This is a genomic window from Allobosea lathyri (assembly GCF_900108245.1).
GTDB classification, from domain to species: domain Bacteria; phylum Pseudomonadota; class Alphaproteobacteria; order Rhizobiales; family Beijerinckiaceae; genus Allobosea; species Allobosea lathyri.
Window position 1 is genome coordinate 800,605 of the sequence record NZ_FNUY01000001.1, and the last position, 19,773, is coordinate 820,377.

Sequence of the window (19,773 nt, forward strand, 5' to 3'; positions counted from 1 at the left end):
GTCTGCTGACAGGGGTCTCTCGCTCCGCGCAGGGCCGCCCTGCGCGGCAGGGCCGCATTCCAAATTGACCGGAATGGGCCGTGCCGTCATTAGCTCGTACGGGCGCCGTTCGGCTGCGGCGCATTGTCGAGACGCAATGGCACTGCTGGGCTACCCCACACGGCTGACGATCTGGTCGCGCGAAGCGCTGGTGATCGGCCTCGCCGCGCTGGGCGGCGGGCTCTTCGCATTGTTCGATGTGCCGGCGGCATGGCTGTCGGGTTCCATGCTGGCGATCTCGATCGTGGGCATGGCGCGGCCCTTGCCTTCGCTGCGCAAGCCCTGGTTCGACGCCACCATGCTGCTGTCGGGCGTGCTGATCGGCTCAGCTGCGACGCCCGAGGCGCTTGCCGCGTCCGCGCGCTATCCCGGTTCGCTCGCGGTCATGTTCGTCGGGCTTGGGGCCATCATGCTCACGACGGGCGCCTATCTCCGCTACGTCGCGCGCTGGTCCTGGATCGATTCTCTGCTTGCAGCCTCGCCGGGAGCGTTGGCGGCCGTGATCTCGGTCGCTCAGGCGAAAGGCGCGAATATCGGCCGTATCGCCGTCGTCCAGCTATTCCGAATCCTCGTGCTGGTGGCGATCCTGCCCACGATCATGCAGATGACGGGATCCAGCCCGCCCGGCCAGCTTCCGACCGTTGTGGTCGCCGGGGCGGGGGATTTACTGATTCTGCTCGTCTCGGGCCTTGCGGCCGGTCTCGTCTTCGAGCGCATCGGCGTGACCGCCCCGATCATCCTTGGCGCGACGCTGGCGAGTGCCGTGCTGCATGGAGCCGGCCTGGTCCACGGAACCCTGCCGCAATCAATCCAGATCGCGGTCTTCGTGTTGCTGGGTGCGTCGATGGGCGGCCGGGTCGCGCATGTGAAGCGCAGCGAGATCCTGGCGCTTTTTCCGCTCGCGATCGGGGGCTTCTTCGTCTCGGTCGCGGTGGCCTTCGCCTTTGCCTGGCCGGCCGCCTGGCTTGCCGGGGTGCCCTATGCCAGCGCCATGGCGGCGTTTGCGCCGGGAGGTCTCGAGGCGATGGCGATGCTGGCTTTCGCGATGGGGCTCGACCCGCTCTATGTCGGGGCCCACCACCTCGCGCGCTTCATGCTCGTGGGGCTCGCCATGCCTTTGATCGTGGCGAAGCTGAAAGCCGAACCGCCGAAGGGCTGAGCCTCCGGCAGCTGCGGCATCCGTCACGTCACAGAAGCGAAACCGCTATCCGTGATCGCATTGGTGAAGAGTCTTATCGCTGGTTGCCGCCATTGGCGTTGGTGCTTGGGGGAACCATGTTCGGGGCTGTGCCACGATTGAAATCACTGGGATCGACACCCCTGTCACGACGCGGATAGCCGCCGCCGCCATAGACCGGGCCGCGACCGCCATAGACGGGGCCGCCATAGGCGGGCGGACGCCCATAGCGACGATTGTCATAGCCGCCGCGATAGCGCGGGCCGTAGCCATTGCCGTAGACCCGTCCCACCGGCCGGCCGACACGGAAGCAGCCGCGCGCGTCGCAACGCACCTGGGCCTGCGTCGGCTCGATTCCGCCTGCCGGGACATGCATGGGCATGGCGACGACCGTGGTCACCGATCCCAGAATAAGCGCCGCACCGAAGACGATAGCTTTGAGATTCATGGTCTTTCCTCCAAGCCAACCCTTGTAGCGGCCTCTCCATGAACAGCAGCTGACGGGTAAAGTTCCCCTATTGCCAGCTCGCGCCGTTGGTGTTCGTCATCACCGCATAGAGCGAGGTCGTTCCGCAGATGAACAGGCGGTTGAGCTTGGGGCCGCCCCAGCAGACATTCGCGACGATCTCGGGGATCGCGATCTTGCCGATCAGGCTGCCATCGGGGTCGTAGATGTGGACACCGTCGGCGGCGCTGGTCCAGATCCGGCCGGCAATATCGAGGCGGAAGCCGTCGAACAGCCCGGCCGTGCAGGTGGCGAACACCTCCGATCGGCTGAGCGCGGTGCCGTCCTTGGTGACCTCGCAGGCGCGGATATGGCGTGGTCCGTGCTCGGGATCGTGGCTCGCGCCGGTATCGGCGATGTAGAGGATGCGTTCGTCGGGCGAGAAGGCGAGGCCGTTGGGCTTGACGAAATCATCGGCGACGATGGTCAGCGCGCCGGTCTGCGCGTCGATGCGGTAGACATTGCAGCAGCCGATCTCACTCTCGGATTTGTTGCCCTCATAGTCGCTCAGGATGCCGTAATCGGGATCGGTGAACCAGATCGAACCGTCCGACTTCACCACCAGATCATTAGGCGAGTTCAGGCGTTTGCCCTGCCAGTGATCCGCCAGCACCGTGATCGATCCGTCATGTTCCGTGCGTGTGACCCGTCGGCCGCCATGCTCGCAGGTGACGAGCCGGCCTTTGGGATCGACGGTGTTGCCGTTGGCGTTGCGGGCCGGCTGCCGGAAGACGCTGGTCTGTCCCGACATGGCGTCGAAGCGCAGCATCCGGTCATTGGGGATGTCGGACCAGACCAGCGTGTTGTGCGCGCGAAACCAGGCTGGCCCCTCCGACCAGCGCGCTCCGGTCCAGAGCCGCTCGACGCGCGCCGAACCTGGAATCACGCGATGGAAACGCGGGTCCAGAACCGAAAATCCGGTGCCTTCGATCACGCCGAACATGAGCTTCGTCTCCAGAAGAAAGGGGCGCGAAGATCGTCGATGGCGACGCGGCAGACAAGCTCATAATGCGAGGCCGGCATCCCAGTAGGGCGTCGCTCCATAGAGATCGCCGAGATAGTCGACGAAGGCCCTGACCTTCTGCTCCATATGCCGGCGGCTGGGATAAACCGCATGGACCGCGACGCGCCTGCCGACCGAATAGTCCGGCAGCACCCGTTGCAGGACGCCCGACTTCAGCTCCGGCCCGACATCCCATGTGGAGCGCAGCGCGATACCCAGGCCCGCGATCAACGCCTCGCGAACGACTTCGCTGGAATTCGTCCTGAGCGGGCCGTTGACGCGCACGGAAACGGGACCTTCCGGCCCGTCGAGCCGCCAATGGTCGGCGTTGTGGGCGATCAGCGTGTGTCGCGACAACTCCTCGATGTCGGTGGGCAGGCCCTGGGTTGCGAGATAGCTCGGTGCAGCGCAGAGCACGCGATGGTTCGGTGCCAGCCGTTTCGCCACCAGGCTGGAATCCTGCAGGTCGGCGATACGCACCGCGAGATCGAAGCCTTCGCCGACGACATCGACGAAGGCGTCGCTCAGAACCAGATCGACCGTCACTTGCGGGTTGGCATCGAGAAACGGCTTGAGATGCGGCGCGATGTGCAGCCGCCCGAAGGATGTCGGGGCCGAGACGCGCAGCGTACCGCGCACCTGCCCGGCGCCGCTCGCGACCCAGGCTTCCGCATCCTCGACCGAGGACAGGATCGAGACCACGCGCTCATAGAAGCCCTGGCCGGCTTCGGTCAGCGAGAGCTGGCGCGTCGTACGCTGCAGCAGACGCACGCCCAGCCGCTCCTCGAGCCGCCTGATTCGCTTGGATATGACGGCGGGCGAGAGATTGAGCTGGCGCCCCGCGGCCGACATGCTCTTGGCTGTCACCACATGCGCGAAGACATCGAGATCGCCGAACCGGTCCATGAGACATCCATCTTTTCCGAATTGGAAATAATCATGGACGAAGGCCACGCTGCAAGCGAGTTGGAATTGGTCTAGGGTCTTGACCATCCACTCCCGCGAGCCCTCATCCTGAGGAGCCGCGAAGCGGCGTCTCGAAGGATGCTCCAGCGCGCTCTGGATCATCCTTCGAGACGCGAGCTTTGCTCGCTCCTCAGGATGAGGGCTGAGGGGTGGCGAGCTGGAAGGAGCCTGCCATGTCCGCAATCGCATTTCCCATTCCAGACGCCGATATCCTCGCCCGTCGCGATGCGATCATCGCCGGCCTCAGCCTGCTCGTGCCGCCCGAGGCGCTGATCACCTCGGCCGATGAACGGCGGCCTTATGAGACTGACGCGTTGACGGCCTATCGCCGCCTGCCGCTCGCCGTCGTGCTGCCTTCGACCACGCAGCAGGTCGCGGCGGTTCTGTCCTATTGTGAGAAGCATGGCGTGCCCGTGGTCCCGCGCGGCGCCGGCACCTCGCTAGCCGGTGGAGCGATTCCGCAGGAGGATGCGGTCGTCATCGGCGTCTCCAAGATGAACCGCATCCTGGAGATCGACTACGCCAACCGTGTCGCCAAAGTGCAGGCCGGCGTGACCAATCTCGCGGTCACCGGCGAGGTCATGGCGGAAGGCTTCTTCTACGCGCCCGACCCCTCCTCGCAGCTGGCCTGCTCGATCGGCGGCAATATCGCGATGAACTCCGGCGGCGCCCATTGCCTGAAATACGGCGTCACCACCAATAATGTGCTCGGCGTCACGCTGGTCATGCTGGATGGCAGCATTGTCGAAATCGGGGGAGCGCATCTCGATGCGCCCGGCCTCGATCTGCTCGGCCTGATCGTCGGCTCGGAAGGCCAGCTCGGCATCGTCACCGAAGCGACGGTGCGGATCCTGCGCTCGGCCGAAGGCGCGCGCCCGGTTCTGTTCGGCTTCCCCACCAGCGAACAAGCGGGATCGGCAGTCGCCGCCATCATCGGCGCCGGCATCATCCCGGTCGCGATGGAGTTCATGGACAAGCCGGCGATCGAGATTTGCGAGGCCTTCGCGCATGCCGGCTACCCGATGGATGTCGAGGCGCTGCTGATCATCGAGGTCGAGGGTTCGGATGACGAGATGGACGCCCAGCTCGCCCGCATCGTCGCGATCGCCCGCGAGCACGGCGTCAAGACGGTGAAGGAGAGCAAATCGGCGATGGAGACGGCCGCGATCTGGAAGGGTCGGAAATCCGCCTTCGGCGCCACCGGCCGCATCGCCGACTACATCTGCATGGACGGCACGATCCCGACCGGCCAGCTTCCCCATGTGCTGCGCCGCATGGACGAGATCGTGAAGGGCTATGGCCTGCGCGTCGCCAATGTCTTCCATGCCGGAGACGGCAACCTGCATCCGCTGATCCTCTACAACTGCAACGATCCGGTCGAGGCGCAGAAGGCCGAGGATGCCGGCATGGACATCCTCAAACTCTGCGTCGAGGTCGGCGGCTGCCTCACCGGCGAGCACGGCGTCGGCATCGAGAAGCGCGACCTGATGACGGTGCAGTTCAACGAGGCCGACCTGCACCAGCAGATGCGGGTGAGGGCGGTGTTCGACGGCCAATGGCTCTTGAACCCGGCCAAGGTGTTCCCGCTCGAAGGGCGGGTGGCGGCGTAAAAACTGTCATTCCGGGGCTCGCAAAGCGAGAACCCGGAACCCACGACCGGGTGAGCGTGATGGCCTATTTCGTCTAACTGATGGCGAGCAAACGAAGCGGTACGCTTTATCTCGGCGTTACCAACGATATTGCGAGGCGAGTATATGAGCACAAGTCCAAGCAGAACGTCGGCTTCACGAGTCGCTACGGGGTCGACCGGCTGGTTTGGTACGAGCCATTCGCGGACATACGGGATGCCATCGATCGGGAAAAGGTTCTGAAAAAGTGGCGCAGGGCTTGGAAGATTACGCTGATCGAGGGGACGAATCCCGAATGGAAAGACCTCTATGAAGGGCTCGCTTGACGTCCGTCGCCCCATCGTGGATTCCGGGTTCTTCGCTACGCGAAGCCCCGGAAAGACAGGGAGAGGCGCGTGACCCTCCACATACCCACCACGGAGGCGCAGGCCTGCGCCGTCGTCAAATCCCTGATCGAGAACGCCACGCCGCTGTCCATCATGGGCGGCAATACCCGCGCGGGCCTCGGCCGCCCGACCCAGACGCAGAGCACGCTGTCCAGCGCCGGCCTCACCGGCATCACGCTCTACGAACCCTCCGAGATGGTGATCGGCGCGCGTGCCGGCACGCCATTGGCCCTGATTCAGGAGACGCTGGCCGATCGGGGCCAGATGCTGCCCTTCGAGCCGATGGATCATCGCGCGCTGCTCGGCACCTCCGGCGAGCCGACCATCGGGGCGGTCGCATCGGGCAACATCTCCGGTCCGCGCCGCATCAATGCCGGCGCGGCGCGCGACTCCCTGATCGGCATCCGGCTGGTCAATGGCCGCGGCGAGGCGATCAAGTCCGGCGGCCGCGTGATGAAGAACGTCACCGGGCTCGACCTCGTGAAGCTCGTCGCCGGCAGCCATGGCACGCTCGGTTTCCTGACCGAGGTGATCTTTCGCGTGCTGCCGAGGCCGGAGCGGATCGTCACGCTGGTCTGGCAGGGCCTCGCGGACGAGGCGGCCGTGTCGCTGCTGTCGGCGGCGCTGGGCTCGCCTTTCGAACCCTTCGCCGCCGCGCATCTGCCGGCGGGTATCGGCGGCGATCATGCCCGCACGCTGCTTCGGCTGGAAAATTTCTCCGCCTCGATCGACTATCGTGCCGCCGAACTCGCCAGCCTGCTGAGCGATCATGGCGTGCCTGTCATGATCGAGGGCGCAGACTCGCAGGCGCTCTGGGAGGAGGTTCGCGATGCCCGCTTTTTCGCGGGCACGCAGGAGGCGGTCTGGCGGCTTTCGCTAGCACCGACCAACGGCCCGAAGGCAACAGCCGCGATTGCGCGTGCGCTGCCCCAGGCGCGCTGGTTCTACGATTGGGGGGGCGGGCTCGTCTGGCTCGCGGTGCCCGATGCAGGCGATGCCGGCACTGCCGCGATCCGCGCCGCGATCAAGCCGCTCGGTGGCCACGCGACGCTGGTTCGCGCGTCCGATGGGCTGCGAGCCAGCGTCCCGGTCTTCGAGCCGCTGGCGGAGCCGCTGATGCGGGTGACCGCGGGCATCAAGCAGAGTTTCGATCCGGCCGGCATCTTCGAGCCCGGCCGGATGTATGCGGGAATTTGAGCGGCACCATGCAAACCAACTTCACCCCCGCCCATCTCGCCTCCGATCCGCGCCTGCCGGCGTCGGAAAAGATCCTGCGGACCTGCGTACATTGCGGCTTCTGCACCGCGACCTGCCCGACCTATCTGCTGCTCGGCGACGAACTCGATAGTCCGCGCGGGCGCATCTACCTGATCAAGGACATGCTGGAGAACGGCAAGCCGGCGACGCCTGAGGTGGTGAAGCATGTCGACCGCTGCCTCTCCTGCCTCTCCTGCATGACGACCTGCCCCTCGGGCGTGAACTACATGCATCTCGTCGACCATGCCCGCGCCCATATCGAGGAGACCTATGAGCGCTCCTGGCACGACCGGGCGCTGCGCCGCCTGCTCTCAGTGGTGTTGCCCTATCCCGATCGCTTCCGCCTGGCCATGCTCGCCGCACAGCTGGGCAAGCCCTTTGCCGGATTGCTGGGCGCGCTGCCGGTGGTCGGGGCGCGGCTGAAGGCGATGCTGGCGCTGGCGCCGGGTAGAGTGCCGACACGCTCGGCCATGGAAGGCCCTCAGGTTTTTCCCGCGCCCGGCCCGCGCGGCAAGCGCGTCGCCCTGCTTTCCGGCTGCGCCCAGCCGGTGCTCGACCCCGCCATCAACGAAGCGACGATCCGCCTGCTGACGCGTCATGGCGTCGAGGTCGTGCTGCCGAAAGGCGAGGGCTGCTGCGGCGCGCTCGTGCACCATATGGGCCGCGAGCACGATGCGCTCGCATTCGCCCGAGGCAATATCGACGCCTGGATGGCGGAGGTCGAGGGCGAGGGGCTGGATGCGATCCTGATCACCGCCTCGGGCTGCGGGACCACGATCAAGGATTACGGCTTCATGTTCCGCAACGAGCCGGATTATGCCGAGAAAGCGGCGCGGATCTCCGGTCTCGCCAAGGACATCACGGAGTTTCTGGAGACGCTCGAGCTTGCGCATGCTCGCGACGTCTCCCTGCAGATCGCCTATCACTCGGCCTGCTCGATGCAGCATGGCCAGCAGCTCAAGGACGGACCCAAGCGCCTGCTCTCGGCGGCCGGCTTCAAGGTCAAGGAGGTGCCGGAGGGGCATATCTGCTGCGGCTCGGCCGGTGTCTACAACATCCTGCAGCCCGAGATCGCGGGGCAGCTGCGCGAGCGCAAGATCGGCAATATCGAGAAGACCAGACCCATGCTGGTCGCAACCGGCAATATCGGCTGCATGACCCAGCTGGCGAAAGGTTTCGCGGACAAGGGCGCGAAGACGCCGGTCGTCCACACCGCCGAACTGCTCGACTGGGCGACCGGCGGCCCGCTGCCGGAGAAACTGGCACAGGTGGGAATCGCCGACCGGCCGATGAAGAGCCAGCCGAGCCTGATCGCGGCGGAGTAACGTTTCTTCGCCATGTGCGCGAGTATGGCACGGAACCTCGGCGTCATCCTGGACAAGCGGCGACGCCGCGCAGCTCCGGGATTCATCCTAGTGCGCCGTCCGGCCTATGATGGATCCCGGGTCTGCGCTTCGCTACGCCCAGGATGAAGGCGCGGTTCAGACGCGAACCCGTCTTGAATTAACCGTCTTGCCTCAAGCTCCTCTCCTCACCCGCCATAAAGAACCCGGCGCAGCTTCTGCTGCGCCTCCGTCATCGCGCGCTGCTTCGAACTCATCGCGGCCATCGCGTCCTGGACCTTGGCTCGCAACGCGGCATTCGCCACCTCGACCTGCGAGCCCCTGAGCTTGATCTCGCCCCGGTTGCGTTCGATCAGTTCGGCCAATGCCAGCACCGCGCCAAACGCCTCGTCCGTCGGCGGGAAGATCTCCCGGAAGGTGGTAGCGGGCTGGGTCACCAGCTTGTCGTAGGCGGCGGCATAGACACTGGCGAGATCGTCGGGCTGTTTCAGCGCGGCACGCTCGCTGTCCGCCACCGCGACGGACTGGTTGAGCGCCTCCAACATGCCGGTGAAGCCGGCGCGGACCGTCACGATATCGGCCTTGCGCGCGACGACCTCCTCGATGGAGCGCGGCATCGCATTCGCCATCGCCTGCTGCATCGGCTTGGCCACCGACGCGTCCATGCGGTCGTGAAAGCGGGTGATGACGGCGTAATGCGCGGCGTACTCACCGAAAGGCTTCTGCTTCTCGGCATCGGGGCGTGGCACGCGCGCGCCTTGCCTGGAGAGGACATCCGTCTGCAGGAAGGCGATGAAGGCCTTGCGCTGGTCGGCCTCGCTCGGGCTGCAGGCGCTGAGCACCAGAGCCGCGACCAGGCAGACCGACAGATGTTTGAACCATGACACCATACGTGCTTTTCCCTCGTTGGCGGTCGAGTTCTATGCTGCAAACACGTCGCCATCCAGCGCTGCGCTTGCCCCTGGCGCGCCAGCGGGCTAACCCGACGCGCGGCCTTGTCGAGTAGCCCTATAGCCGCGCATGAAGTGAAAGCAGACCCTTATGTCGAAGCCCGACAAGCTCAAAGCCCGCCAGCCGCGTGGATTCGTCGATCGCGGCCCCGCTGATGTCGCCGCCACCGAACGCATGCTCGGCGTCATCCGCGAGAGCTTCTCGCTCTATGGTTTCGATCCGGTCGAGACGCCCTTCGTCGAGTTCTCCGATGCGCTCGGGAAATTCCTGCCCGATCAGGACCGTCCCAATGAGGGCGTCTTTTCCTTTCAGGACGATGATGAGCAGTGGCTCTCGCTGCGCTACGACCTGACAGCGCCGCTCGCCCGCTATGTCGCCGAAAACTACGACGCGCTGCCAAAACCCTATCGCAGCTATCGCGCCGGATATGTCTTCCGCAACGAGAAGCCCGGGCCGGGCCGCTTCCGCCAGTTCATGCAGTTCGATGCCGATATCGTCGGCGCCGGCGGCGTGGCGGCCGATGCCGAGATCTGCATGCTCGCGGCGGATACGATGGAAGCGCTCGGCATCAAGCGGGGCGATTATGTCGTCAAGGTCAACAACCGAAAAGTGCTCGACGGCGTGATGGAGGCGATTGGCCTCGGCGGCGAGGAGAATGCCGGACGCCGGCTGACCGTGCTGCGCGCGATCGACAAGCTCGACAAGTTCGGGCCCGAAGGCGTGCGGCTGCTGCTGGGTGATGGACGCAAGGATGAGAGCGGGGATTTTACAAAGGGTGCGGGGCTGAGCGATGCTCAGAGCGACGTCGTGCTGGCGTTGCTGAATGCTGATTTCTCAAGCTTCGAGGGGCGAACAGCATTCCTCGATGTTTTGACCGCCGTCGAAGATTGGGCTGTCAGCAAGACAAGCTGGGATTCGATCGCCATGGAGAAGCCTGCTCTTTACGAGGGGGTCAGCACGCTTGATGACATGTCGAAACTGCTTGTTGCTGCCGGCTACGGGCCCGACCGCATTCGCATCGACCCCTCAGTCGTCCGCGGTCTCGAGTACTACACCGGCCCGGTCTACGAGGTCGAGCTGACCTTCCCCGTCACCAATGACGATGGCCAGATCGTGCGCTTCGGCTCGGTCGCGGGCGGCGGGCGCTATGACGGTCTCGTCGGCCGCTTCCGGCCCGAGCCTGTGCCGGCAACCGGCTTCTCGATCGGCGTCTCCAGGCTTTACTCGGCGCTGAAGGCGGTGAAGTCGCCGATCGTCGATGCCCGGAGCGAACTGCCGCTCGTCGTCGTCACCGCCATGGACAACAAATCGCCGGAGCATATGCCGGCCTATCAGGCGATGGTCTCGACGCTGCGTCAGGCAAAGGATGAGAATGGCAAGCCGTTCCTGCGCGCCGATCTCTATCTGGGATCGTCTGGCTTCAACGCCCAGATGAAATATGCCGACAAGCGCGGCGCGATCTGCGCGGTCATCCAGGGCTCGTCGGAGCGCGAGGCCGGCACGGTGATCATCAAGGACCTGATCCTGGGCGCCGAACTCGCTGCCGCCAGCCGCGACGTCAAGGATTCCGCCGAGCATAAGGAGCGGCAGGCGCAGGCGCAGTTCGCCGTGCCGGCTGAGGGATTGGTCGAGGGCGTGAAGCGGGTGCTGGCGCGACACGGCTGACAAGGGCGTCATGCTCGGGCTTGACCCGAGCATTTCTCGCAGGAAATTCTCCGTCTCACTCTGCACCGGGGTGGGGATCACGCGTGAATCTGGAGCCATCCTTCGTCTACATGATGGCGAACAAGCCGCGTGGCACGCTCTACATCGGTGTGACAGCGGAACTGGTTCGGCGAGTTTCGGAACATCGGCTGCTTCAAGGTCGCAACTTCACGGCGCGATACAACCTCGACAAGTTAGTCTGGTACGAGACGCATGATCATATCGACCTGGCGATCCAGCGCGAAACGAGCCTGAAGCGCTCGGAGCGCGCCTGGAAGATCGAGTTGGTCGAGAAGAGTAATCCGGATTGGCTGGATTTGTTCGAGAGCGTGATTTGAGCTCGCGAAGGGAGCCTCTTCCTGCCGGAGATTCTCGGGTCTTCGCTGCGCTTCGCCCGAGAATGACGCCGTGGCGAATTCCCGCTAACCCAATTCCGTCAAAACAGTCGAAAATGCGTGGCATCGCTGCTAGGACAGCGCCCGCAACAGGATGGATCGCCGTGCCCGGAAACAGCGCCAGCATCGAGACCGTGATCGCGCTGCTCGCAGCCGAGGGATATGGCCGCGCCGAGCCCGCGATCCTGCAGCCCGCCGATGTCTTCCTCGATCTGTCGGGCGAGGATATCCGCCGGCGCATCTTCATGACGCAGGATGCCGAAGGCCGCGACTGGTGCCTGCGCCCCGAATACACCATCCCCGTCGCGCTCGATCACATCGCCTCGGGCTCGACCGAACCGGCGGCCTATGCCTATGCCGGCCCGGTCTTCCGGATGCGCTCAGGCGAGCCTGGTGAGTTCGCACAGGCCGGGCTTGAATCCTTCGGCCGCGAGGATGTCTCTGCCGCCGATGCCGAGATCATGGCGCTGACCATCGAGACGACTGCCGCGCTGGGGCTAGCGCAGCCGCGTGTCGTGATGGGCGATGTCGCCCTGCTCAATGCACTGCTCGACGGGCTTTCGGTGCCACAAGGCGCGCGCCGCCGCCTGATGCGCGCCGTCGTGCAGGGCAAGGGCACGGACGCCGTCGAGGCGCTCGATCCTCCGACCGTCGACGGCGACGCGGCCCATGCCGGCCTGCTCAAGGCGCTGGAAGGGCAGGACCCCAAGGCGGCCAGGGCCTTCGTCGAGGACGTGCTCTCTATCGCCGGCATCTCGACGGTGGGTGGCCGCAGCGCTGGCGACATCGCCGAGCGCTTCCTGGCGCGCGCCGCCGAGCGCGAAAACCCTGTGAATGCCGACGTCAAGACGCTGCTCGGCCAGGTTCTGGCCGTGTCGGGCGATCCCGACAGCGCCTCGGCATCCCTGCGCGCGCTGGCCGATCAGGCCTCGCTCGATCTAGGGCAGCATCTCGACGCGTTCGACGAGCGCACCGGCTTTCTCGCGGCGCGCGGCGTCGATGTCGGCGCCATCGCCTTCTCGTCGGCCTTCGCCCGCAATCTCGACTACTACACCGGCTTCATCTTCGAGCTCCACGATGTCCGCCGCAGCGACGGCAAGCCCGTGGCCGGCGGCGGTCGCTACGACAATCTGCTGAGCAGGCTCGGCGCGAAGCGGCCTGTCGCGGCCGTGGGCGCCTCGCTCTGGCTCGATCGACTGACGGAACAAGCATGATGAGCCAAGCGCCGCAGGCCAACCAAGTCCCAGAGCCCGATCAGGCCCCGCTGGTTCTCGCGGTTCCCTCCAAGGGGCGGCTTCAAGAGAATGCCACCGCCTTCTTCGGCCGCGCCGGCCTGAAATTCGTGAAGTCGCGTGGCGAGCGCGACTATCGCGGCACGATTGCCGGGGTCGAGGGCGCGGAGGTCGCGTTTCTGTCTGCATCCGAGATCGTGGCCCAGCTTGCCTCCGGCGCCGCCCATCTCGGCATCACCGGCGAGGATCTGGTGCGCGAACAGCTCGCCGATGCCGATGCTGCAGTCGAAATGCTGACGCCGCTGGGTTTCGGCAACGCCAATGTCGTCGTCGCCGTGCCGCAAGCCTGGATCGACGTGCGCTGCATGGCCGATCTGGAGGATGTCGCCTCCACCATGCGCGCCCGCCACGGCCGCAAGCTCCGGGTCGCCACGAAATACGTCAACCTGACCCGCCGCTTCTTCGCGCAGCATGGGCTGGCCGACTACCGCATCGTCGAGAGCCTTGGCGCGACGGAGGGGGCGCCGGCTGCCGGCACCGCCGAGATCGTGGTCGACATCACCACGACCGGCGCGACGCTTCAGGGCAATGCGCTGAAGATTCTGGACGACGGCATGATGCTGGCGTCGGAGGCCAATCTCGTCGCCTCGGTGCGCGCGCCCTGGGGCCAGCGTGCCAGGGCCGCAGCCAATGCGATACTCTCGCGCATCGCGGCGGAAGAAGAAGCGCGCTCCGTGCGCGAAATTCGCGCCCGCCTGGACGCGGGGACGAATGCGTTGAACGATCTCGAAGCGCGGTTCGGCGCCCGGCTGCCCTTCGGCGCTGCCGTGCCGGGCGGGGTGCTCACCATCCATTGCCCGGAAAAGGCGGTGTTTGCGCTGGTCGATCACCTCGCGCGCGCGGGCGCCGATGATGTCACCGTCAGCGCGCCGGCCTATGTCTTCCGCAAGACCAACCCTCTGATCGAGCGGCTCTCGGCACGCATCTGAATCAGCGCTCCCGGACATGTCTCCGCCGTTTTCACGGCGGTTCAGCCTTGATCCGGGAACAATTGGCCTCTACGCGTTTTAACCACGTTCGGGTGAGCGCTGGGGCAGGATGCCGAACCATGGGATTCGGCGTGCCGAGACCATGATGCTCCGGTTCTGATGTTCCGCATGACTGCAGGTAAGACGACCATGAATCGACGCCTTGGCCTAGCCGCCGTTCTTGCCGCCCTGACGGCGCCCATGCTGATGCCCACCGACGCAGCGGCCCAGCGCCGCCAGCAGATGCCGTCCCGCAGCGACCTCGGCGAAAAGCCGGCGACGCCGATCCCGCCACAGGAAAAGAACTTTCCGCTCGGCGCCGCCTGGAGCGTGGTTTCGCTGAACGGCAAGCCCGTCTCCGACCGGCGCGCGACATTGCAGGTCGACAACAATCTCCGCGGCACCGGCTTTGGCGGCTGCAACACGTTCTCGGCTTCAGCCTATCCCCTGAGGCAGCAGGGTTTCGCCGTCGGGCCGATCGCCTTGACCAAGCGCACCTGCGACAAGGGTCTGGTCGATTTCGAGCGCAGCTTCCTGACAGTGCTGCGCACCGTCAAGAATTGGGACCTGGTCAACGGCAAGCTCGTCCTCAAGGGCGGCGCCGGCGAAGTGACGCTCGACCGCGCACTCTGAAGACCGTTAGAGCGTTCCGCGTTTAGGTTGATCTCGGTTGGTCATCCCGGATCGGCGGCTAGAGCCTGATGATTTTGCGTGGAAACACGCCGTCATCCTGGGCGACCGCAGGTCGACCCGGGCTTCATCGTAGAACGCTGCTCCCTATGATGGATCCCTGATCTGCGCGGCTTCGCCGCTCGTCCAGGATGACGTGGGGTTTCCAGATCAAATCATCGCGCTCTAATGCCGCTTGTCCGCGAGGATCCGCCCTCACCAAAGCCTCATCCCCAGAGGAGCCGCGAAGCGGCCTCTCGGCGGATGAGGCTTGAGCCTGTCCCGGGACGGGCCGGCCGCCGTCACGCCGTAGCCAACGCATCCTTGGCTGTCGGCGTCGGGCTGAAGGTGCCGTCCTCGTTGGGCTCCATCGTCACGATGGCATCGTGCATCTCGCGCAGCGTCGAACGATGGCCGATCGAGACGATATGGGCGTCGGGCAGCTCCGCATTGATCGTGGCGTAGATTTCGCCTTCCAGCTTTTCGTCTAGCGAGGCGGTCGCCTCGTCGAGGAAGAGCCAGTCAGGCTTTGCCAGAAGGGCGCGCGCGAAAGCCAGTCGCTGCTGCTCGCCGCCCGACAGACGCTGCCCCCAGAGGTCGATCTCGTCGAGCCGCTCGGCGAGATGTGCGAGCTTGACCTTGCCCATGGCCTCACGGATTTCAGCATCGCTGTAGCTGTCTTCGGCGGAGGGATAGGCCAAAGCTGCCCGCAGCGAGCCCTGCGGCAGATAGGGCCGTTGCGGCAGCAGCATGATCTGCGCACCGGCGGGGATACCGACCTCGCCCTCACCGAAGGGCCAGATCCCGGCAATGGCCCGGAATAGGGTCGATTTGCCGGATCCCGAGGGACCGATGACCAGCGTCGAGCGCGCCGCGCCGAGGTCGAGGCCATCGATGCGGACAATGGGCTGCCCGTTCGGCAGGTTCAGTGTCGTCTTGCCGAGGCGGACGGACTTCTCGGTCAGCGGCTCGCGACGCAGGCCGGCTTCATCGGCGGCGATCTGCTGAGCGTCTGCGATGGCGCTCTCGAACGAGGTCAGGCGGTTGATCGAGGCGAGGTAGGAGGCGATCGAGGAGTAGCTGTTGATGATGAAGGACAGCGCGGTCTGAACCCGGTCGAACGCGCCGGCGACCTGCATCATGACACCCAGCGTGATCGTGCCCGCGAAATAATAGGGGGCCAGGATCATATAGGGCAGGACGACGCTCAGCTGGTTGTAGGACAGGGTGAAGCTCGTCAGCTTCAGCCGGCGCCAGACCAGGCGGTAGAAGTTCGTGACGATGTCGCCGAAACGCTGTGCGAGATGCCCGCGCTCCGTCGGTTCGCCGACCATCAGCGCGATCTGCTCGGAATATTCGCGAAGCCGCGCGAGCGAGAAGCGGAAATTCGCCTCGCGCTTCTCCTGCTCGAACTCCAGCCTGATCAGCGGCCGGCCGATCACATGGGTGAGCCAGGTCGCCGCCACCGCATAGATGAAGGCGACCCAGAAGATATAGCCAGGAATCTCGAAGCTCGTGCCCGGCAGGGCGAAGGCCACCGGAATGTTCCACAGGATGATCGAGAAGGAGACCAGCGTGGAGACCTGCGAGAGCAGGGGCAGCGCGAAGCCATAGGTCTGATTGACGAAGGAGCGCGTGTCTTCGGCGATACGCTGGTCGGGGTTGTCGACGCTGCCGGCGAGGGCGATGCGGTAATGCGTGGCGTGGTTGAGCCAGCGCGCGCTGTATTCATTGGCCATCCACTGCCGCCAGCGGATCAGGATGGTGTAATTGGCGAACATCTCGATCAGGTTCGTGGCGACCCAGAGCACGGCCCAGAAGCAGAAGACATAGAAGAGCTGGTACCAGAAAGCCGCCGCGTCCTTGTTCTGGAGCGCGTCATACATGTCGCGGTTGAAGTAGCTCAGCCGCAGCGTGATGCCGACCTGTAGCTGGTTCAGCACGATCAGGAAGGTGAAGAGCGCAACGGCGAGCGTGCCCAGCCGGATGCTGAACGCGCCGATCGGCCACAGCCGCGCGGTGGTGATCTCGTCGGATTCGAAATAGGGCGAGGCCAGCCGCGCGATGCGCGCAATCACCGGCACGAAGGAGATGGCATAGATCAGCACGCCGAAGACGCCCACGGTGGTGGGCAAGCTCGTCGGAATCGGCGGTATCTGGAGCGCGGACGGCCACCAGCCGACCAGCGCCAGCATCGCGGCGCCGCCGAAGACGACGTATTCGATCCCGAAGACCCCGGAGAATATCCGTAGGAAGAACGGCAGCCCGGGCGATCGGAAGGTCACGACCGCGAGCAGCAATCCCACGACGCCCATGCCGATCAGGCCGGCATTGCCGCCTTGCTGACCGACGACGAGCGCTATCGCCGCAATTGCGGCTACGGCGAAACTCAACAGGCGCATGGGTGGTTCCTGGTCAATATTGAATCGCGGCGACAACCGCAGTTGCGACCATGTCGCAGCAGATGCGGCTGTTCAATGGCAACACGTGAAGATGAGCGAATTGTCATCCGCGCGACAGAAAAGCTTCGGCTCGCGCGGGGGGGGGTTCGATCGGCGCCGGGGGAGTGCTGAGCGGGATGGCGAGAATGACGACTTTCGTTGTGAGAGCCGGCGCCATCACGCGGCGACGCGCCGTGTATCCGCAGCGGCACAAGCGGGGACGTAGAGTTCGACAGGAAGTTTATGGAAGCGCGACAAAAAAGAAGGCCCGGCTCGCGCCGGGCCTCCGTATCGCTTTCGCGAGGATGGCTTGGATCAGAAATCCATGCCGCCCATGCCGCCGCCGCCCGGCATCGCAGGACCGGAGTCCTTCTTGGGCAGCTCGGCGATCATCGCCTCGGTGGTGATCAGCAGGCCAGCGATCGAAGCCGCGTCCTGGATCGCCGTGCGCACGACCTTGGTCGGGTCGATGATGCCGGCCTTGACCAGATCGCCGTACTCGCCGGTCTGGGCATTGTAGCCGTAGGCATAGTCCTTGGACTCGAGCAGCTTGCCGACCACGACCGCGCCGTCATCGCCAGCGTTGTCGACGATCTGCTTGGCAGGAGCCATGATCGCCTTGCGGACGATCTCGACGCCGGTCTTCTGGTCGTCGTTCTGGGTCTTGATCGCCTTGACGGTCGAGAGCGCACGCAGGAGCGCAACGCCACCGCCGGGAAGGATGCCTTCTTCGACCGCAGCGCGGGTCGCGTTCAGGGCGTCGTCGACGCGGTCCTTCTTCTCCTTGACTTCGACTTCGGTCGCGCCGCCGACGCGGATGACCGCGACGCCGCCAGCGAGCTTGGCCAGACGCTCCTGGAGCTTCTCACGGTCGTAGTCCGAGGAGGTCTCCTCGATCTGCGCCTTGATCTGCGAAACGCGGCCTTCGATGTCTTTCTTCTTGCCGGCGCCGTCGATGATCGTGGTGTTCTCCTTCTCGATGCGCACCTTCTTGGCGCGTCCGAGCATGGCGAGGGTCACGGTCTCGAGCTTGATGCCGAGGTCTTCCGAGATCAGCTGGCCGGCGGTCAGGATCGAGATGTCCTCGAGCATGGCCTTGCGGCGATCGCCGAAGCCCGGAGCCTTGACGGCCGCGACCTTGAGGCCGCCACGGAGCTTGTTGACGACGAGGGTGGCGAGAGCTTCACCTTCCACGTCCTCGGCGATGATCAGCAGCGGCTTGCCGGTCTGCACGACGGCCTCGAGGATCGGCAGCATCGCCTGGAGCGACGACAGCTTCTTCTCGAAGACGAGGATGTAGGGATCCTCGAGCTCGGCAACCATCTTCTCGGCATTGGTGATGAAGTAGGGCGAGAGATAGCCACGGTCGAACTGCATGCCCTCGACGACGTCGAGTTCGGTCTCGGCGGTCTTGGCTTCCTCGACGGTGATGACACCCTCGTTGCCGACCTTCTGCATGGCGGTGGCGATCATCTTGCCGACCGACTCGTCGCCGTTGGCCGAGATGGTGCCGACCTGGGCGACTTCGCCGTTGGACGTGACCTTCTTGGAGTTCTTCTTGAGGTCGGCGACGATGGCCTCGACAGCGAGGTCGATGCCGCGCTTCAGGTCCATCGGGTTCATGCCGGCCGCAACCGACTTCAGGCCTTCGCGCATGATGGCGGCGGCGAGAACGGTGGCGGTCGTGGTGCCGTCGCCGGCGGCGTCGTTCTGCTTCGAGGCCACTTCGCGCACCATCTGGGCGCCCATGTTCTCGAACTTGTCGGCGAGCTCGATCTCCTTGGCGACGGTGACGCCGTCCTTGGTGATGCGCGGAGCGCCGAACGACTTCTCGATCACGACGTTGCGGCCCTTGGGACCGAGGGTGACCTTGACGGCGTTGTTCAGGATTTCGACGCCGCGCAGCATCTTGTCGCGCGCATCGGTGGAAAAGCGGACTTCTTTGGCAGCCATGGAGCTACTCCTTATTGGAAGCGGGGAAGGACGGTCTCAGGCGTTCAGCCGATGACGCCCATGACATCGGATTCCTTCATGATCAGGAGATCCTGGCCATCGATCTTGACCTCGGTGCCGGACCACTTGCCGAAGAGGACGCGATCGCCCTTCTTGACGTCGAGCGGGGTCAGCTTGCCGGCTTCGTCACGGCCACCAGGGCCGACGGCGACGATCTCGCCCTCTTGGGGCTTTTCCTTGGCGGTATCGGGGATGATGATGCCACCCTTGGTCTTCTCTTCGCCATCAAGGCGACGGACCACAACGCGGTCATGCAGCGGACGGAACTTCATGGTTCTGTCTTCCTCTCGGTAGAATTTCGATGCGGGCGTCGTTTCCGACCCGCGATGGGCACCTGTTAGCAGTCTCAATTCCCGAGTGCTAACCGATGGCGCGGAGATAGGCGCGTGCCCCCCGAGAGTCAAGAAATCATCCCGACTTAAAGTGAATGCAGGCTGCGCCATCGCCGGGCAGCAGCGCAGATCTGCGGCTGCCAAGAGCTGTTGAACACGATAGCATGGCGAGATGACGACAACCTCGCCCGACCTCGCTCCAGATCCTCGCCTCGACGACATCGCCCGCTCCTGCATCGCGCTTCATGTCCGCATGACCGCGCGCGCCGTGACGCGGGCCTATGACGAGGCGATGCGGCCGAGCGGCCTGAAGACCACGCAATTCGTCCTGCTCTCGGCACTCAGCACCGGCGCCTGGCGCTCGGTGACGGAGCTCGCCGAACGTTTCGCGCTGGAGCGGACCTCGCTGACGCGCAACCTCCAGCTGCTGGCTGCTGCCGATCTCATCGAAGCGGTCGAATGCAAGGGCAGGGCCTCGATCTATGCCGTCACCGACAAGGGCCGCGCCGCGATCGAAGCGGCCATTCCCTATTGGCGCGCCGCGCAGGACCGGATCGAAGGCGGCCTCGGCAAGGAGCGCTGGAGCGAGACGCGCGACGGCCTGAAAGCGCTGCGCCGCGTCGCCAGGGAGACTCGTTGAGGAGACGCGCTGACTTGACCCCGGCCTCTGCCTGTCCGTATCGTGCATCTACACGAAAGCGAAG

Annotated in this window: 18 protein-coding genes; 11 read left to right on the top strand and 7 right to left on the bottom strand. The window is 65.1% G+C overall.

The genetic code is table 11. From position 1 onward, the window contains the following. Positions 1-136 precede the first annotated feature (136 nt). Complete coding sequence (locus tag C4S73_RS03650) at positions 137-1,198, top strand: AbrB family transcriptional regulator (protein WP_160115661.1); 1,062 nt, start codon at positions 137-139, stop codon at positions 1,196-1,198. Positions 1,199-1,271: 73 nt separating this feature from the next. Here C4S73_RS03650 and C4S73_RS03655 read toward each other — a convergent pair whose 3' ends face one another. From C4S73_RS03655 to C4S73_RS03665, 3 genes are all read right to left on the bottom strand, one after another. Further along, a complete protein-coding gene (locus C4S73_RS03655) occupies positions 1,272-1,664 on the bottom strand; it encodes a hypothetical protein (protein ID WP_103871065.1) in 393 nt (130 codons plus the stop codon). Between the two features lie 67 nt (positions 1,665-1,731). Further along, positions 1,732-2,664, bottom strand: coding sequence for an SMP-30/gluconolactonase/LRE family protein (locus C4S73_RS03660; protein ID WP_103871066.1), 933 nt, complete (start codon positions 2,662-2,664; stop codon positions 1,732-1,734). 60 nt (positions 2,665-2,724) lie between these two features. Continuing rightward, entirely contained in the window at positions 2,725-3,630 is a 906-nt protein-coding gene (locus C4S73_RS03665; protein ID WP_103871280.1) for a LysR family transcriptional regulator, read from the bottom strand. A 233-nt stretch (positions 3,631-3,863) separates the two neighbouring features. Here C4S73_RS03665 and C4S73_RS03670 point away from each other — a divergent pair, with 233 nt between their 5' ends. From C4S73_RS03670 to glcF, 4 genes are all read left to right on the top strand, one after another. Next, positions 3,864-5,300: an FAD-linked oxidase C-terminal domain-containing protein gene (locus C4S73_RS03670; RefSeq protein ID WP_103871281.1), complete on the top strand. Its 1,437-nt coding sequence runs from the start codon at positions 3,864-3,866 to the stop codon at positions 5,298-5,300. 80 nt (positions 5,301-5,380) lie between these two features. Then, positions 5,381-5,644 (top strand): GIY-YIG nuclease family protein, encoded by a 264-nt coding sequence (locus C4S73_RS03675; RefSeq protein WP_244595415.1) that lies wholly within the window; start codon positions 5,381-5,383, stop codon positions 5,642-5,644. A gap of 69 nt (positions 5,645-5,713) precedes the next feature. Next, entirely contained in the window at positions 5,714-6,901 is a 1,188-nt protein-coding gene (locus C4S73_RS03680; protein WP_103871067.1) for an FAD-binding protein, read from the top strand. Positions 6,902-6,909: 8 nt separating this feature from the next. Next, complete coding sequence (glcF, locus tag C4S73_RS03685; protein ID WP_103871282.1) at positions 6,910-8,286, top strand: glycolate oxidase subunit GlcF; 1,377 nt, start codon at positions 6,910-6,912, stop codon at positions 8,284-8,286. Between the two features lie 206 nt (positions 8,287-8,492). Here glcF and C4S73_RS03690 read toward each other — a convergent pair whose 3' ends face one another. Continuing rightward, positions 8,493-9,194: a DUF3053 family protein gene (locus C4S73_RS03690; protein WP_103871068.1), complete on the bottom strand. Its 702-nt coding sequence runs from the start codon at positions 9,192-9,194 to the stop codon at positions 8,493-8,495. Positions 9,195-9,345: 151 nt separating this feature from the next. Between C4S73_RS03690 and hisS the strand changes: the two genes are divergently transcribed. The 5 genes from hisS (at position 9,346) to C4S73_RS03715 (ending at position 14,247) form a co-directional block, all read left to right on the top strand. Next, positions 9,346-10,920: a histidine--tRNA ligase gene (gene hisS, locus C4S73_RS03695; protein ID WP_103871069.1), complete on the top strand. Its 1,575-nt coding sequence runs from the start codon at positions 9,346-9,348 to the stop codon at positions 10,918-10,920. 83 nt (positions 10,921-11,003) lie between these two features. Further along, positions 11,004-11,297: a GIY-YIG nuclease family protein gene (locus C4S73_RS03700; RefSeq protein WP_425290308.1), complete on the top strand. Its 294-nt coding sequence runs from the start codon at positions 11,004-11,006 to the stop codon at positions 11,295-11,297. A 161-nt stretch (positions 11,298-11,458) separates the two neighbouring features. Then, the gene (locus C4S73_RS03705) at positions 11,459-12,568 is read left to right on the top strand and encodes an ATP phosphoribosyltransferase regulatory subunit (RefSeq protein ID WP_244595416.1); all 1,110 of its coding nucleotides are present in this window, start codon (positions 11,459-11,461) and stop codon (positions 12,566-12,568) included. After that, positions 12,565-13,575 carry an ATP phosphoribosyltransferase gene (hisG, locus tag C4S73_RS03710; RefSeq protein WP_425290309.1) on the top strand — a complete coding sequence of 337 codons (1,011 nt, stop codon included), beginning with the start codon at positions 12,565-12,567 and terminating at the stop codon, positions 13,573-13,575. The genes C4S73_RS03705 and hisG overlap by 4 nt, the downstream gene beginning before the upstream one ends. 189 nt (positions 13,576-13,764) lie before the next feature. After that, positions 13,765-14,247, top strand: a complete 483-nt coding sequence (locus tag C4S73_RS03715; RefSeq protein WP_244595417.1) for an META domain-containing protein — start codon at positions 13,765-13,767, stop codon at positions 14,245-14,247. 338 nt (positions 14,248-14,585) lie between these two features. Here C4S73_RS03715 and C4S73_RS03720 read toward each other — a convergent pair whose 3' ends face one another. The 3 genes from C4S73_RS03720 to groES form a co-directional block, all read right to left on the bottom strand. After that, on the bottom strand, positions 14,586-16,685 hold the full coding sequence (locus tag C4S73_RS03720; protein ID WP_103871072.1) for an ABC transporter ATP-binding protein/permease: 2,100 nt from the start codon (positions 16,683-16,685) through the stop codon (positions 14,586-14,588). A 354-nt stretch (positions 16,686-17,039) separates the two neighbouring features. Further along, positions 17,040-18,677, bottom strand: coding sequence for a chaperonin GroEL (gene groL, locus C4S73_RS03725; protein ID WP_103871073.1), 1,638 nt, complete (start codon positions 18,675-18,677; stop codon positions 17,040-17,042). Positions 18,678-18,721: 44 nt separating this feature from the next. Beyond that, the gene (gene groES / locus C4S73_RS03730; RefSeq protein ID WP_103871074.1) at positions 18,722-19,009 is read right to left on the bottom strand and encodes a co-chaperone GroES; all 288 of its coding nucleotides are present in this window, start codon (positions 19,007-19,009) and stop codon (positions 18,722-18,724) included. A 232-nt stretch (positions 19,010-19,241) separates the two neighbouring features. On the opposite strand from groES, the gene C4S73_RS03735 reads away from it, so the two are divergent. After that, entirely contained in the window at positions 19,242-19,709 is a 468-nt protein-coding gene (locus C4S73_RS03735; RefSeq protein ID WP_146071268.1) for a MarR family winged helix-turn-helix transcriptional regulator, read from the top strand. Positions 19,710-19,773 lie beyond the last annotated feature (64 nt).

Excerpts from the sequence above, each read along its gene's own strand:
- C4S73_RS03650 (WP_160115661.1), top strand. The coding sequence starts at position 137 with ATGGCACTGCTGGGCTACCCCACACGGCTGACGATCTGGTCGCGCGAA.
- C4S73_RS03655 (WP_103871065.1), bottom strand. The coding sequence starts at position 1,664 with ATGAATCTCAAAGCTATCGTCTTCGGTGCGGCGCTTATTCTGGGATCG.
- C4S73_RS03660 (WP_103871066.1), bottom strand. The coding sequence starts at position 2,664 with ATGTTCGGCGTGATCGAAGGCACCGGATTTTCGGTTCTGGACCCGCGT.
- C4S73_RS03665 (WP_103871280.1), bottom strand. The coding sequence starts at position 3,630 with ATGGACCGGTTCGGCGATCTCGATGTCTTCGCGCATGTGGTGACAGCC.
- C4S73_RS03670 (WP_103871281.1), top strand. The coding sequence starts at position 3,864 with ATGTCCGCAATCGCATTTCCCATTCCAGACGCCGATATCCTCGCCCGT.
- C4S73_RS03675 (WP_244595415.1), top strand. The coding sequence starts at position 5,381 with ATGGCGAGCAAACGAAGCGGTACGCTTTATCTCGGCGTTACCAACGAT.
- glcF (WP_103871282.1), top strand. The coding sequence starts at position 6,910 with ATGCAAACCAACTTCACCCCCGCCCATCTCGCCTCCGATCCGCGCCTG.
- C4S73_RS03690 (WP_103871068.1), bottom strand. The coding sequence starts at position 9,194 with ATGGTGTCATGGTTCAAACATCTGTCGGTCTGCCTGGTCGCGGCTCTG.
- hisS (WP_103871069.1), top strand. The coding sequence starts at position 9,346 with ATGTCGAAGCCCGACAAGCTCAAAGCCCGCCAGCCGCGTGGATTCGTC.
- hisG (WP_425290309.1), top strand. The coding sequence starts at position 12,565 with ATGATGAGCCAAGCGCCGCAGGCCAACCAAGTCCCAGAGCCCGATCAG.
- C4S73_RS03715 (WP_244595417.1), top strand. The coding sequence starts at position 13,765 with ATGAATCGACGCCTTGGCCTAGCCGCCGTTCTTGCCGCCCTGACGGCG.
- C4S73_RS03720 (WP_103871072.1), bottom strand. The coding sequence starts at position 16,685 with ATGCGCCTGTTGAGTTTCGCCGTAGCCGCAATTGCGGCGATAGCGCTC.
- groL (WP_103871073.1), bottom strand. The coding sequence starts at position 18,677 with ATGGCTGCCAAAGAAGTCCGCTTTTCCACCGATGCGCGCGACAAGATG.
- groES (WP_103871074.1), bottom strand. The coding sequence starts at position 19,009 with ATGAAGTTCCGTCCGCTGCATGACCGCGTTGTGGTCCGTCGCCTTGAT.
- C4S73_RS03735 (WP_146071268.1), top strand. The coding sequence starts at position 19,242 with ATGACGACAACCTCGCCCGACCTCGCTCCAGATCCTCGCCTCGACGAC.